Source organism: Enterobacter sp. Bisph1, assembly GCF_000814905.1.
Classification (GTDB): Bacteria; Pseudomonadota; Gammaproteobacteria; order Enterobacterales; family Enterobacteriaceae; genus Kosakonia.
Genome location: NZ_JXAG01000050.1, coordinates 206,432 through 219,659 on the forward strand (window position 1 = coordinate 206,432; position 13,228 = coordinate 219,659).

Genomic DNA, 13,228 nt, shown 5'->3' on the forward strand with positions numbered 1-13,228 from the left:
AACGGCGTTTCCCCTATCTGACTATGGGTAAATCGGCATAACGTGTTGTATAGCCGGGAGAGAGCATCTCCCGCTTCATCGCCCAGCCTTTTTGAAAGCCTTGTCCGGCAAAACGCACGCTCCCGCGCCCCGATTGATTAATATTATCGATAACCTGCATTAAAGCAGGGCTATTAACCTGCGGCTGAACATCATCGAACAAATTAAGCTGCGCGACGCCCTGACTAAAAAAATCACTCAGCATCACGCCGGCTTTAATATAGCGGCAGCCGTCGCGCCAGATATGTGCCAGCGACTGTGTGGCAATACGAATAATATCGCGGGTATCGTTCGACGGAATAGAGAGGCGGCCGCTGGCCTGCGGGCTATAAAAAGGTTCATTTTCGGCATGGGGACTGGTGCGGATAAAAACGGTGATCACCCGACAGTACTGCTTCTCCGCGCGGAGTTTTTCCGCCGCCCGTTCGGCCCAGCTACAAATCGCCTGATGCATATCTTCATAATGCGTCACGCGATGACCAAAGGAGCGGCTACAGATAATCTGCTGCTTTGTCGGGGCAAATTCATCCAGCGCCAGACAGGGTTCCCCGCGCAGCTCTCGTACCGTACGTTCCAGCACGACGTTAAAATGTTTGCGTATCACCCAGGTTGAGCTGTCGGCGAGCTGCAGCGCGTTCTCAATGCCCATCAACTCCAGCTTTTTACTGATGCGCCGCCCGACGCCCCAGACTTCCTGAACCGGCACCAGCGCCAACAATTTACGCTGGCGGGCCTGGCGAGAGAGATCGACCACCCCGGCGGTTTGGGTCCATTTTTTGGCGGCGTAGTTCGCCACCTTCGCGAGGGTTTTGGTCGGCGCAATGCCGACGCCGGTTGTCAGCCCGGTATGTTTTAAAACTTGTGCGCGCAGCTGGTGGCCAAATGTCTCAAGGGAAATACAGTTTTCCACCCCCGTCAAATCGACAAAGGCTTCATCAATGGAATAGAGCTCGACGGAGGGGGACATTTCAGCAAGGGTTGTCATCACGCGGTGGCTGAGATCGGCATAAAGCGCGTAATTTGAGCTAAAAACAGTGACCTGTTGACGCTGCAGCTCGTCTCTGATTTTAAACCAGGGCGCGGCCATTTTGATGCCGAGCCGCTTTGCCTCCGGCGATCGCGAAATAACACAGCCATCGTTGTTCGAGACGACTACCACGGGTTTTCCCTGCAAATCGGGGCGAAACACCGTCTCGCAGGAGGCGTAAAAATTATTAACATCAACCAGCGCGAACATAGCGGTTTGCTTTCACGGTGAAGGTCACGACGCCAAAGATTTGCAGCTCGTCCTCGGCGTGGAAAATAATCGGCGCATACTGGGCGTTATGCGCAATCAGCTGTAGCACCGGACGGGTGCGTAACTCCTTTACCGTAAATTCGCCCGCCACCGCTGCCACCACGATATCGCCATGAACGGCCGTTAACGAACGATCCACCACCAGCATATCGCCATCGCCAATACCCGCCCCGATCATCGAATCGCCGCTCACCCTGACGAAGTAAGTTGCGCTGGGGTGCTTGACCAACAGTTTGTTTAAATCGAGCGTCTCTTCGACATAGTCCTGCGCGGGACTGGGGAAACCACAGGCGACGCGCTCAGCAAAGAGGGGCAAAGGCACAAGTTGAGCAATTTCTGTTGAGGGGATAAAGCGCATAGTCATCAATCCATTTAACTGTGTTTATATACAGTATTGCTAAATTTTACCATCAATCAAGAGGCACAACAGCGCATTTCACGGAATTAATTGAACTGCCGATATATTTTCCCGCTAAATATGTTCACCGCACCTTTTTGCTGTCTGTTTTTTATACCGCTTTTCGTTAGTAGTGTGCTGGTCGCGCGGACGTAGCGAACAGGAAATAAAGTAAATGCAAAACGCGCCGATAAAGAGAGTGGGCATACAGGGTTGCGACGCTCAGCGCTGACGAGCGTAAATCTGATGTAGCCAATATGTTGCTGCATAAAGGAATGATGAAAGTCAAAGCGCGGGGGTGAGGGGTTCGCATAAAGGTATAAAATGGTCAAGGTAATTAAAAAAAGAGCTTCTATCTACTTAGCAACGTTATTATTATCCTTTGCTTTTTTTTATGCGATTGCGCAAGCGGCTTACTATATTTATGTCAACGATAAGTTAGAAGATTATGCCGAGTCGGTACTGTCGCGTAGCGATAATATTGTCCAGCAGGTAAAAGAAATTGATGCCCTGAGCGCGGAGTTCTCCGTCTATACCCCCTGCAGTGAGCCTTATCTGCACACCTTAAGAAAGCGGTTATGGCCCTATCCACTGATAAAAGATATTGGCTATGTCGAAGATGGCCGCATCATCTGCTCGGCCCTGTGGGGCAAATATAGCGTTCCGCTGGCGCTGAATATGTTTAAACACAAGGTGAACCGTGAAGGTTATACCTGGGTGTTTGACGCATTGATCGAGAGCAATATCACTGCCGATATCGCCTACACCGACAGCATCTCTATTACTCTGTCACCGTTTGTTTTTTCGCGCTTTCGCCAACAGTTTGATAAATGGAATTTTAACGCCACCGTTGGCGATTACAAAAGTCAGCAACATTTTTTCCGCGTCGGGAATAACACTTCGCTGCTTGAAGGGCTGGAGCATGGGAAAAAGCCTGAACTCTTTTTCCTGACGGTCAGGTCCTGTGATGCGGTGCATGATATCTGCGTTGTAGCGGGCATGAAGTATTCATTGTTATTCAATAATGACCTCGCCGTGGCTATTTTTCTGCTATGCGTCGCATCGTTGATGGGGATTATCATTGGGGCGCTGATCAATAAAAACCTGCAGGGCAGACAGCCGTTATTATCACGCTTAGAACATGCTATCGAGAATAAAGAGTTGCATTTTGTTTACCAGCCGCTGTACCGGGTAAAAGATAAAGATATCATTGGCCTGGAAGTACTGCTGCGTTGGCACGATAAGGCCGAAGGGAATATTGCCCCGGATATTTTTATCCCGCTGGCTGAAGAGCATGGCCTGATAAATAAAATCGGGCTGTATGTGATTGAGCACGCGATTAAAGAGTGCGGCACGATACTGAAAGAGAAAAATATTACCCTCAGCGTTAACGTGAGCTGCTCAGATATCTGTTCGCCGGTATTTTATCAGCGACTGGTGGAGACCCTGCAGCAGGAAGGCGTGGCGGGTAAACATATCTTACTGGAAATAACAGAAAGGCAGAGTGGTCATATCGAAGAGATCATGCAGTCAATAAGCTTATACAAAGAGCATGGCGTGCTGTTTGCGCTGGATGATTTTGGTACCGGCTACTCAAACTTAAAATGGCTATCGATGCTGGATGTGGATGAAATAAAAATTGATAAATCCATCACCGACTCCATCGGCACGGAATCTATTAACCGGCATATTCTTCCCGGCTTGATCGCCATGTTTAAAGATATGCCGCGGGTTATCGTTTTTGAAGGTGTCGAAAACGAAGCCCAGCATCTCTTTTTGCAAAAAAACTTGCCGGAATCCTGCGCGCAGGGGTGGTACTTCTCCAAAGCGTTAGCCTTCCCGGAGATACAACATCTCCTCAGATAACCTTGCGCATTGTTTAAAACCGACATCTTTCGTTCGCGTAACGCAAGACAATGAAGCGGTGGGATTTTTACAATCAATGGGTAACGCTCTACACTGGTGGGCAGTTTCCCCATTGGATGTCCCGGATGACGACGCTAAAAAGCAATAATTTCTTCTTTATCATTCTGTTGTTACTGGTCAGCATGGCGTTTTTTAGCCTGATTCAGCCGTACTACTCCGCCATTATCTGGGCGGTGATCCTGGCGCTCATTTTTTACCCGCTACGCATGCGCCTGACAGATTTGCTCGGCGGGCGCAACGGCGTGGCGTCGCTTATTACCGTGCTGCTGATCTGTGTCATCGTGTTTATTCCCTTAATGATGGTGCTCTCTTCTATTGCCGTCGAACTCAACAGCCTCTATCAGCGGTTACAAAATAACGCCACCGGTTTGCCGCAGATGTTGAGCAATGGCATCGCGCATCTGCCCGAGTGGGCGAGAAAATCACTGCATGAAAATGATTTCGATTCGGTCGCCTCTATTCGTGAGAAGCTCTCCGGCGCGGCGCTAAGCGTGGGGCGCTACCTGGCGGGCAGCGCGGTACTGATCGGCAAAGGGACGCTGGGCATCGCCATCAATTTCTGTTTGATGGCCTATCTGTTGTTCTTTTTGCTCAAAGACGGCGCCATGCTGGTGCGTAAAATCTACCAGGTGATGCCGCTGTCAGCGACTATTAAACGTCGTTTGTTCCTGAAATTTGCTGGCGTAGCGCGTGCCACGGTAAAAGGGACGCTGGTGGTGGCCATTGTGCAGGGGGCGCTTGGCGGCATCGGTTTCTGGTTCGCCGGCTTTAACGGCAGCCTGCTATGGGCGACCTTAATGGCCTTTTTATCCCTTATCCCGGCGGTGGGCACGGCGATTGTCTGGATCCCGGCGGTTATCTTTCTCTACTCCACGGATCAGCTGGTCACCGCGACGGTGCTGACGCTCTATTTTGTTATTGTAGTGGGGCTGGCCGATAATATTCTGCGTCCGCTGCTGGTGGGCAAAGATACCCGGATGCCGGACTACCTGATCTTGCTCACCACCCTCGGTGGGCTACAGTTCTTTGGCATTAACGGCTTTGTGCTGGGGCCGATGATTGCCGCGCTGTTTATCACCTCATGGAATTTGCTGGCGCAGGCGCGCGCCAGCACTAAAAATCAGCCTGCGCAACACTAAACAGACCTGGCGGTGAACGCACCGCCAGCGCTGTAGGATCATTGCGGCGAACGCTTTCCGCCGCTGTTGATACACCACAATCAGCCCGCTATTTTAAGCGCTAATATATTGCGGAAATAGTGATAGCGAAACCGCAATAATATAAAAATAAAAGCTGCGGGAACCAACTTTAAATAAAGTGACAACCGTAAAGAAATGCAAAGACTTTGAAATAAAATAGAACATGTGTTAAAAATATAGTGTGTTTAACTACTGAGGACAATTTATATCCGCCCCGATGAGAAGCAATGCGCGGATAATTGTAATTATATGGACATTCCATTCAGCGTCGCAAAACCTGATTTTTCCCTCATCCTTTCCGCTTACTGCCTGCTGGCAGATGACCAATACTGGCGTACCGCGCTGTAGTCCTCTCTCTGCCCGAGCTGGCGTTTACGCCAGAGTGACATCGTTGTTTTTCCGGTTTATCCCTTGTGGTTAAGTCGCCGAAAAGTATGTTCTCAAGCAGGAGAAAAAAATGATTTACTGGATCCTATTAGCCCTCGCTATCGTGTCTGAAATAACCGGCACGCTGTCGATGAAATGGGCAGCAATAAGTGATGACAACACCGGTTTTATTTTAATGCTGGTGATGATTTCACTCTCTTATATATTTCTGTCCTTCGCCATTAAAAAAATTGCTCTCGGCGTAGCGTACGCATTATGGGAAGGCGTGGGCATATTAATTATTACGTTGTTTAGCGTATTTCTTTTTGACGAACCGCTGTCGCCGCTAAAAGCAGCGGGGCTGGCAACGCTGGTGGTCGGTATCGTGCTTATCAAATCCGGGACGCGCAAAGCGGGGCGTCAGGAGCGTCATCATGTTGCAGTTTGAGTGGGTTCATGGCCTGTGGCTGGCGATGGCGATTGTGCTGGAGATCGTCGCTAACATCTTTTTAAAGTTCTCCGATGGCTTTCGTCGCAAATGTTTTGGCTTCGCCTCACTGCTTGCGGTACTGGCGGCGTTTAGCGCTTTATCGCAGGCGGTAGAAGGGATCGATCTCGCTGTGGCTTACGCGTTATGGGGCGGCTTTGGGATTGTCGCTACGCTCGCGGCCGGTTGGATCCTCTTTGGTCAGCGCCTTAATGCGAAAGGCTGGCTTGGCCTGCTGCTGCTGATTATCGGTATGACGTTGATTAAGCTCGCCTGACGCAGCGGTGGCAGAAAGTATGAAAAACGAGACGCAAATGAAACGGCTGCGGCTGGCCGGTTGCGACCAGCTACAGGTAACTATGGCTCTTGACAAGATTTTGCAGCTACGTTTATCGCGGCAATCCTGAATTACTCTTCTGGCGCCTGGGCCAGCGCTTCCAGCTTATCGCGAAAACCGGTGACGGAAATGGCGCGATTGTCTGCCCGCCAGCGATCTTTCGCCGCCGGAGCCGAGCTTTGCACGGCAATCAGCTGCCAGCCGGCATCGGTTTTCAGCATCAATGGCGAACCGCTATCGCCGGGCAGCGTATCGCACTGGTGCGACAAGACGCTGTTTTGCGCCCAGCCTGTCACAATGCAGTCCCGGTGGCTGAAAAGATTATCGAGATGATCTTCCGGATAGCCCGCCTGGGTGACGTGGCGGTCGGCGGCTTTTAGCGCGGCGGTGAGAGCCGCTTTATCGCCGTCAAACAGGGGCAGCGGCGTGATACCGGAAGGGGGATAGCGCAGAACGATCAGCCCAAAATCCCAGGACGCGGCGGCGGGCGGGACAATCCAGCCATCGCCGTCGGCTTTCAGGCGGCGGCCAAGAGAAGGATCGACGCGGCCTTCAATACCGTGAATTTCATAACGCCAGACGCCCTTTTGCGACACAAATCGCAGCGCCACGGCTTTGTCCGCTTTGCCGCGCGGCGGCGTTAACAGGCAATGCCCGGCGGTCAACGCCAGGTGCGGAGAGATGAGCGTAGCGGTGCACAGATTACCGCTGGCGGTTTCCAGCTGGCCAATCGCATCCCACGGCGCTTTGGTCGGTGTGGCAACAGGAACCCGGTCATCATGACCAAAAAAAAGCGTTTTCACGTCACGGGCGCTTATTGCGTCATCATCGCCATCGTCAGCCTGCCCAACGGCGGAAAATAAAAACAGAGGTCCCAGCAACAGCACAACGGTTATTCGCATATCACACTCTGGTGGGTATTTATGATTATTTACGTAAGCCCAGATAAATATAGACGGGACATGAGGAAAGTGGGAGGAAAATCAGCGCGCTACATCAGTAAAGGTAAAACTGGACGGCAACCAGCGCGCAGATGATCAACATCGCCAGAATGACTTCAAAACGATAACGCCGCAGCATCATATGCCCTCCAGAGAAAAAAGGCGCTTCACCCAAAGGGTTCAGCGCCAGCTTATTACAGCGTTCTGATACGAACGCTAATATCAGACACGTTTACTTAGGCAGCCGGTTGAGCGGCTGGCTGGGTTGCTGTGTGTTTAACGTGTTTCTTGTGATGTTTTTTCGCAGCCTGAGCCTGCTGTTCTGCAGCCGGTTTAGCCGCTTTTTTGTGATGTTTTTTCACTTTGGCAGCCTGCGCTTTCTGTTCAGCGGCTTTTTTGTGTTTTTTATGCACTTTTTTAGCCGGAGCAGCTTTAGTGGTGTCAGCCGGAGCAGCGGTAGTTGCCATCGGAGCAGCAGCCGGAGCCTGAGTAGACGTCGCGGTGTCAGCAGCGAAAGCAGCAGAAGACAGACCCATAGCAGCGGCAACAACCAGAGCTAATACTTTTTTCATTCCGATATCCTCGAATTGGTTTCTTCATTCAACCCCACTGCGGGGCCGGTGAAAGAACTATATCGCTGATAATGAAGCGCTTCCGTGAGTGATTGGTTTCGGCGTGTAACGGAATGTACAGGGGGGAGATAGTGCGCCGAAACCGGGGTTCCGGCGCAGGGTTTTAAAGGTAACGGCGGGTAAGATGCTGGCGGAAAAATTCGCTGTTTAACGGCGTACCGGTGGCGTTTTCAATTAGCTGCGCGGTGCTAAAACGGCTGCCGTGCTGCCAGATATTTTGCCGCAGCCAGTCAAACAGCGCGGTAAAATCTCCGGCGGCGATGGCGTCGTCGAGCCCCGGCAGGGCGTTACGCGCGGCGGCGAACAGCTGCGCGGCATACATTGCGCCGAGGGTATAAGAGGGGAAGTAACCAAAGCCGCCATCGGTCCAGTGAATATCCTGCATACAGCCGTTGCGGTAATTGCCCTCGGTAGACAGCCCCAGCCAGGCCTGCATTTTTTCATTCCACAACGCGGGAATATCATCAACGTCAATCTCGCCGTCGATCAGCGCACGTTCAATCTCATAGCGCAGGATAACGTGTGCCGGATAGCTCACTTCATCGGCGTCAACGCGGATATAGCCCGGTTTTACGCGCTGGTTCCAGGCAATAAAGTTGTGCTCTTCAAACGCGGGCTGCATACCAAAACGTTCAATAATCGCCGGTTGCAGGCGGCGCAGGAACGCCTCGCTGCGGCCAAGCTGCATTTCAAAAAACAGGCTTTGGGATTCGTGAATCGCCGTTGAACGCGCAAAGGCAATTGGCTGCCCCGGCCAGCTGCGCGGCAGGTTTTGCTCATAGCGCGCATGGCCGGTTTCATGGACCACACCAAACAGCGCACTCAGCAACTCATTCTCATCGTAACGCGTGGTGATCCTGACATCTTCCGGCACGCCGCCGCAGAAGGGATGCGCACTCACATCCAGCCGCCCGCCGTTAAAGTCGAAGCCGAGGGTTTTCATCGCCTGCAAACCCAGCTCGCGCTGATCGGCAATCGGGAACGGCCCCTGCGGCGCAATCAGCGTCTGTTGTTCCTGCTTTGCCACCGCCTGTTTCAGCAGATCCGGCAGCCAGGATTTGACCTCACCAAACAGTTCATCGAGGCGGGCGCTGGTCATATCCGGCTCGAATTTATCCAGCAGCGCATCGTAGGGCGAACAGCCCTGGGCCTCGGCGCGCAGTTTGGCCTCTTCACGCGTTAGCCGAACCACCTCTTTCAGGTTGGCGGAAAAACCGGTCCAGTCGTTCGCAGGACGCTGGGTGCGCCAGGCATGTTCACATTTGCTGCCTGCCAGCGAAAGGGCTTCAACCAGCGATTCCGGCAGCAGGGCCGCTTGCCGGTAGTGGCGCTCAATTTCACGCAGGTTGGCCTGCTCGATATCGTCCAGATCTTCTTGCTGCGCGCGGGCAATCCACTCATCGACCTGCTTATCCGTGAGGATTTGGTGGCGCAAAACGCTTAACTCCGCCAGCGCTTCTCCGCGCGCGGCGCTGCCGCCGGGCGGCATCATGGCAAACATATCCCAGCCGGCGATGGCGGCGAGATGGGAAAAGCGGGAGAGGCGCAGGAAAGTGCGGGTGAGTTGTTGGTAGTTGTGCTTGTCCATAAAACCCCGTTTTTAATGTGTGGTACGCATAACTACTTAAAAAGGTAGTTATTTAAGCAATCTTACGATTGTAACATACCCGCGCTACGCTATTTGTATAACCAATACTCTCGTGTAATTGAGTTAGATTATGAATCCATTTATCTGGTTAATCTTTGCTCTGATGGCCCTTGATGCTGTGCGGGAAATGATCGGCGCATCGTCAATTATCCATCTCTTTTGATATACACAGTAGTGCGTAAAACCGCTAACCCTGCTTGCGCAGGGTTATGCGTATCGCGACATCAATGCAGGCGAGCGTGCAGCCTGCTACCCACCACAATAGCGATAACCAGCATAACGGCGATAAAGCTGCCTACGCCATTCCAGCCATAGCTGTGCCAGAACACACCGCCCAAGGTTCCCGCGACGCTTGAGCCAAGATAATAACTGAACAGATACAGTGACGAGGCCTGGCCTTTGGCGCGTCGTGCGCGCGGACCAATCCAACTGCTGGCGACGGAGTGGGCGGCGAAAAAGCCGGCGGTGAACAGCAGCATACCGGCGAAAATCAGCACCAGCGTGGCGCTCAGGGTTAATAACAGCCCAAGTAGCATTAGCGTCGTTGACGCCACCATTACCGGTCCGCGGCCATATTTAATGGTCATCATCCCGGCTTTGGGCGAACTCCAGGTCCCGGTTAAATAGGCGACGGAAAGCAGGCCGACCACCGCCTGGCTTAACATCCACGGCGCTTGCATCAGCCGGTAGCCGATATAGTTAAACAGGGTAACGAACGAACCCATCAGCAAAAAACCTTCGAGGAACAGCAGCGGCAGGCCCCGATCGCGCCAGTGCAAGCGAAAATTAATCACCAGCGTTTTTGGCCGCAGAGAAGCGGGGCGAAAATGACGGGACTCCGGCAGGATGCGCCAGAACATCAGCGCCGAGGCCAGCGCAAAGCAGCCAATCACCGCCAGCGCGATACGCCAGCTAAAAAAATCCGTAAATACGCCGCTCAGCAGACGCCCGCTCATACCGCCAATGGAATTGCCGCTGATGTACAGCCCCATCGAGAAGGCGACAAAGCTTGGGTGAATTTCTTCGCTTAAATAGGTCATGCCGACGGCAGCCACACCGCTCAGGGATAGCCCCACCAGCGCGCGCATCACCAGAATACCGTGCCAGCTGGTCATCATCGTCGATAACAAGGTGCAGCACGAGGCGAGCAGCAGGGCGGTCACCATCACCTTTTTTCGCCCGATGGCATCCGAAAGCGGGCCGGTAAACAGCAAACCAATCGCCAGCATGGCGGTGGACACCGAGAGGGAAATACTGCTGCTCGCCGGCGAGACGCCAAACTCATGTGACAGTACCGGCAAAATGGGCTGCACGCAGTAGAGCAGGGCAAAAGTTGCCAGCCCGGCGGAAAAGAGCGCCAGCGTCACGCGCATAAACTGGGGGGTACCACGTTTGATAAAATGTCCCGGCACAGAGACAGGTTTTTCGTTGACGACGCTTGCCGGTTCGGTGTCAACGGTTGTTGTACGACTCACTGGAGATCCTTACGTTTCATACCCGCACTTCTTGGGACGGGCTTACCACTTCGCTAAGAGTATGAAAGGTGAAATATTCTGTCTAATATATTAATAATCTCAAATAATACTTATTACATATGAATATCGAACTGCGCCATCTCCGCTATTTTATTGCCGTCGCCGAGGAGCTGCATTTTGGCCATGCCGCCGCGCGGCTGAATATCTCGCAGCCGCCGTTAAGCCAGCAAATTCAGATCCTTGAGCAGCAGGTTGGCGCGAGGTTGCTTGCCCGCACCAACCGTAGCGTGTCGCTGACCCCGGCCGGGCGGCAGTTTTTAGCCGATAGCCGACAAATCTTAAGCCAGGTGGACGAGGCGGCGGCCCGCGCCGCGCGTTTGCATCAGGGCGAAACCGGTGAGCTTCGGATCGGTTTTACCTCCTCAGCACCGTTTATCAAAGCCGTCTCCGACACGCTCTCTTCGTTTCGCCAGTGCTATCCCGACGTGCATATCCAGACCCGTGAAATCAACACCCGCGAACAGATCTCGCCCCTCAATGAAGGCCTGCTGGATTTGGGGTTGATGCGTAATACACTGCTGCCGGAGACGCTGGGCTGGGAAGTTATTCTGCGCGAACCATTGCTGGCGATGATCCATAAAGATCATCCGCTGGCGGCGCGCCCGGCGGTATCGCTGGTGGAACTGGCCCGCGAGCCGTTCGTCTTTTTTGATCCCCATGTCGGCACCGGGCTGTATGACGACATCCTCGGGCTGATGCGCCGTTATCAGCTAACGCCGACCATTGCGCAGGAAGTGGGTGAAGCGATGACCATAATTGGTCTGGTGGCTGCCGGGTTAGGCGTGTCGATTTTACCCGCCTCTTTTCGCCGTGTGCGGCTGACGGAAATGCACTGGATACCCATTATTGAAGCGGATGCGGTTTCGGAAATGTGGCTGGTCTGGTCAAAGCACCAGGAACAGGGAAGCGCCGCCGCGCGCTTTAAACAACAGCTCCTCGCCGCTGCCAGCGGATAAATTTTGCACATAAGTCCTTGCAAAACGTGCTGTAAATCACAAGCCGAGGTAAATATTTGACGGCGACCGGTGAAGTGTTTCACCATAGCCGAACGTTTATTTCGAAGCGTGAAAATAAGGGAGTGAGAGGTGGTTGCTGATAGTCAGCCTGGGCATATTGATCAAATAAAGCAGACCAACGCGGGGGCGGTGTACCGCCTGATTGATCAGCTTGGCCCGGTGTCGCGCATCGATCTTTCGCGTCTGGCGCAGCTCGCCCCGGCCAGTATTACCAAAATTGTCCGCGAAATGCTCGAAGCCCATCTGGTGCAGGAGACGGAAATCCAGGAACCCGGCAGCCGCGGGCGTCCGGCGGTCGGGCTGGTGGTTGAGACCGAAGCCTGGCACTACCTTTCCCTGCGCATCAGCCGGGGGGAGATTTTTCTCTCCTTGCGCGACCTGAGCAGCAAGCTGGTGGTTGAAGATAGGCTGGAACTCTCACTGACGGATGAACTGCCGCTTTTACAACGTATTATCCTGCATATTGACCGCTTTTTTACCCAGCATCAGCACCGGCTGGAACGCCTGACCGCCATTGCGATAACCCTGCCGGGCATTATTGATACCGAGAACGGTATCGTTCACCGGATGCCTTTTTTTGACGATGTAAAAGATATGCCGCTGGGGGAAGCGCTGGAGAAGCACACCGGCGTGCCGGTATATGTCCAGCACGATATCAGCGCATGGACCATGGCAGAAGCGCTGTTTGGCGCGTCGCGTGGGGCGAGAGACGTTATACAGGTGGTTATCGATCATAACGTAGGCGCAGGGGTGATTACCGATGGCCGTTTACTGCATGCGGGCAGCAGCAGCCTGGTTGAGATTGGCCATACTCAGGTCGATCCCTACGGCAAGCGCTGTTATTGCGGTAACCACGGTTGCCTGGAAACCATCGCCAGCGTGGAAAGCGTACTTGAGCTTGCGCAGTTGCGTATGAGCCAGTCGATGAGCTCAATGCTGCACCAGAAGCCGCTAACGGTGGAGTGGCTGTGCCAGGCGGCGCAGCAGGGGGATCTCCTGGCAAAAGACATTATCAGCGGGGTTGGGGCGAATATTGGTCGTATCCTCGCCATTATGGTGAATTTGTTCAACCCGCAAAAAATATTAATTGGTTCGCCCCTCAGTAAAGCGGCGGACGTTCTCTTTCCGGCTATTGCCGACTGTATTCGCCAGCAGGCGCTACCGGCCTACAGCCGTCATATCAGCGTCGAGAGCACGCAGTTTACCAATCAGGGCACTATGGCCGGTGCGGCGCTGGTAAAAGACGCGATGTATAACGGATCGTTGCTAATTCGTTTGTTGCAGGGGTAACATTTTTTCGTTGTTGTCATAAAAATTGCGCTACCTCAAGCTGGTCCTCAGGCACTTATCTTAGACTTTCCCCTCTGAATTATTTTGTTGGTTTATATTTTCGCTGATAAATGGTGGG

Annotated in this window: 14 protein-coding genes; 7 read left to right on the forward strand and 7 right to left on the reverse strand. The window is 53.1% G+C overall.

Annotated features, from left to right (window positions below):
• Positions 1 to 13: 13 nt before the first annotated feature.
• Both umuC and umuD read right to left on the reverse strand, forming a co-directional pair.
• On the reverse strand, positions 14 to 1,276 hold the full coding sequence (gene umuC / locus RW65_RS18640; protein ID WP_039058303.1) for a translesion error-prone DNA polymerase V subunit UmuC: 1,263 nt from the start codon (positions 1,274 to 1,276) through the stop codon (positions 14 to 16).
• Positions 1,260 to 1,694 (reverse strand): translesion error-prone DNA polymerase V autoproteolytic subunit, encoded by a 435-nt coding sequence (umuD, locus tag RW65_RS18645; RefSeq protein WP_039058304.1) that lies wholly within the window; start codon positions 1,692 to 1,694, stop codon positions 1,260 to 1,262. Before umuD ends, umuC begins: the two co-directional genes overlap by 17 nt.
• A 363-nt stretch (positions 1,695 to 2,057) precedes the next feature.
• On the opposite strand from umuD, the gene RW65_RS18650 reads away from it, so the two are divergent.
• The 4 genes from RW65_RS18650 (at position 2,058) to mdtI (ending at position 5,988) form a co-directional block, all read left to right on the forward strand.
• Positions 2,058 to 3,599 carry an EAL domain-containing protein gene (locus RW65_RS18650; RefSeq protein WP_039058305.1) on the forward strand — a complete coding sequence of 514 codons (1,542 nt, stop codon included), beginning with the start codon at positions 2,058 to 2,060 and terminating at the stop codon, positions 3,597 to 3,599.
• A 125-nt stretch (positions 3,600 to 3,724) separates the two neighbouring features.
• Positions 3,725 to 4,798, forward strand: a complete 1,074-nt coding sequence (locus tag RW65_RS18655) for an AI-2E family transporter (protein WP_039058306.1) — start codon at positions 3,725 to 3,727, stop codon at positions 4,796 to 4,798.
• Between the two features lie 517 nt (positions 4,799 to 5,315).
• Positions 5,316 to 5,672 carry a multidrug/spermidine efflux SMR transporter subunit MdtJ gene (mdtJ, locus tag RW65_RS18660; protein ID WP_039058307.1) on the forward strand — a complete coding sequence of 119 codons (357 nt, stop codon included), beginning with the start codon at positions 5,316 to 5,318 and terminating at the stop codon, positions 5,670 to 5,672.
• Complete coding sequence (mdtI, locus tag RW65_RS18665) at positions 5,659 to 5,988, forward strand: multidrug/spermidine efflux SMR transporter subunit MdtI (RefSeq protein ID WP_039058309.1); 330 nt, start codon at positions 5,659 to 5,661, stop codon at positions 5,986 to 5,988. Before mdtJ ends, mdtI begins: the two co-directional genes overlap by 14 nt.
• A gap of 131 nt (positions 5,989 to 6,119) precedes the next feature.
• On the opposite strand, the gene RW65_RS18670 is transcribed toward mdtI, so the two are convergent.
• From RW65_RS18670 to RW65_RS18680, 4 genes are all read right to left on the reverse strand, one after another.
• Entirely contained in the window at positions 6,120 to 6,950 is an 831-nt protein-coding gene (locus tag RW65_RS18670; protein ID WP_039058311.1) for a trypsin-like serine peptidase, read from the reverse strand.
• Between the two features lie 94 nt (positions 6,951 to 7,044).
• On the reverse strand, positions 7,045 to 7,131 hold the full coding sequence (gene ydgU, locus RW65_RS23410; protein ID WP_502685567.1) for a small membrane protein YdgU: 87 nt from the start codon (positions 7,129 to 7,131) through the stop codon (positions 7,045 to 7,047).
• 94 nt (positions 7,132 to 7,225) lie between these two features.
• Positions 7,226 to 7,561, reverse strand: coding sequence for an acid resistance repetitive basic protein Asr (asr, locus tag RW65_RS18675; protein WP_039058312.1), 336 nt, complete (start codon positions 7,559 to 7,561; stop codon positions 7,226 to 7,228).
• 163 nt (positions 7,562 to 7,724) lie between these two features.
• On the reverse strand, positions 7,725 to 9,209 hold the full coding sequence (locus RW65_RS18680; RefSeq protein ID WP_039058313.1) for a carboxypeptidase M32: 1,485 nt from the start codon (positions 9,207 to 9,209) through the stop codon (positions 7,725 to 7,727).
• Positions 9,210 to 9,339: 130 nt separating this feature from the next.
• On the opposite strand from RW65_RS18680, the gene RW65_RS23270 reads away from it, so the two are divergent.
• Positions 9,340 to 9,432 (forward strand): KPN_01571 family protein, encoded by a 93-nt coding sequence (locus RW65_RS23270; RefSeq protein ID WP_353599152.1) that lies wholly within the window; start codon positions 9,340 to 9,342, stop codon positions 9,430 to 9,432.
• A gap of 61 nt (positions 9,433 to 9,493) precedes the next feature.
• Here RW65_RS23270 and ynfM read toward each other — a convergent pair whose 3' ends face one another.
• Complete coding sequence (gene ynfM / locus RW65_RS18685; protein ID WP_039058314.1) at positions 9,494 to 10,744, reverse strand: multidrug efflux MFS transporter YnfM/SxtP(Kp); 1,251 nt, start codon at positions 10,742 to 10,744, stop codon at positions 9,494 to 9,496.
• A gap of 119 nt (positions 10,745 to 10,863) precedes the next feature.
• On the opposite strand from ynfM, the gene ynfL reads away from it, so the two are divergent.
• Complete coding sequence (gene ynfL, locus RW65_RS18690) at positions 10,864 to 11,760, forward strand: multidrug efflux transcriptional activator YnfL/SxtR(Kp) (protein ID WP_039058317.1); 897 nt, start codon at positions 10,864 to 10,866, stop codon at positions 11,758 to 11,760.
• 129 nt (positions 11,761 to 11,889) lie between these two features.
• Entirely contained in the window at positions 11,890 to 13,110 is a 1,221-nt protein-coding gene (gene mlc / locus RW65_RS18695) for a sugar metabolism global transcriptional regulator Mlc (RefSeq protein ID WP_039058318.1), read from the forward strand.
• Positions 13,111 to 13,228 lie beyond the last annotated feature (118 nt).

What these genes read in the sequence shown, in the direction of transcription:
- umuC (WP_039058303.1), bottom strand. Translation starts at nt 1,276, where the DNA reads ATGTTCGCGCTGGTTGATGTTAATAATTTTTACGCCTCCTGCGAGACG.
- umuD (WP_039058304.1), bottom strand. Translation starts at nt 1,694, where the DNA reads ATGCGCTTTATCCCCTCAACAGAAATTGCTCAACTTGTGCCTTTGCCC.
- RW65_RS18650 (WP_039058305.1), top strand. Translation starts at nt 2,058, where the DNA reads ATGGTCAAGGTAATTAAAAAAAGAGCTTCTATCTACTTAGCAACGTTA.
- RW65_RS18655 (WP_039058306.1), top strand. Translation starts at nt 3,725, where the DNA reads ATGACGACGCTAAAAAGCAATAATTTCTTCTTTATCATTCTGTTGTTA.
- mdtJ (WP_039058307.1), top strand. Translation starts at nt 5,316, where the DNA reads ATGATTTACTGGATCCTATTAGCCCTCGCTATCGTGTCTGAAATAACC.
- mdtI (WP_039058309.1), top strand. Translation starts at nt 5,659, where the DNA reads ATGTTGCAGTTTGAGTGGGTTCATGGCCTGTGGCTGGCGATGGCGATT.
- RW65_RS18670 (WP_039058311.1), bottom strand. Translation starts at nt 6,950, where the DNA reads ATGCGAATAACCGTTGTGCTGTTGCTGGGACCTCTGTTTTTATTTTCC.
- ydgU (WP_502685567.1), bottom strand. Translation starts at nt 7,131, where the DNA reads ATGATGCTGCGGCGTTATCGTTTTGAAGTCATTCTGGCGATGTTGATC.
- asr (WP_039058312.1), bottom strand. Translation starts at nt 7,561, where the DNA reads ATGAAAAAAGTATTAGCTCTGGTTGTTGCCGCTGCTATGGGTCTGTCT.
- RW65_RS18680 (WP_039058313.1), bottom strand. Translation starts at nt 9,209, where the DNA reads ATGGACAAGCACAACTACCAACAACTCACCCGCACTTTCCTGCGCCTC.
- RW65_RS23270 (WP_353599152.1), top strand. Translation starts at nt 9,340, where the DNA reads ATGAATCCATTTATCTGGTTAATCTTTGCTCTGATGGCCCTTGATGCT.
- ynfL (WP_039058317.1), top strand. Translation starts at nt 10,864, where the DNA reads ATGAATATCGAACTGCGCCATCTCCGCTATTTTATTGCCGTCGCCGAG.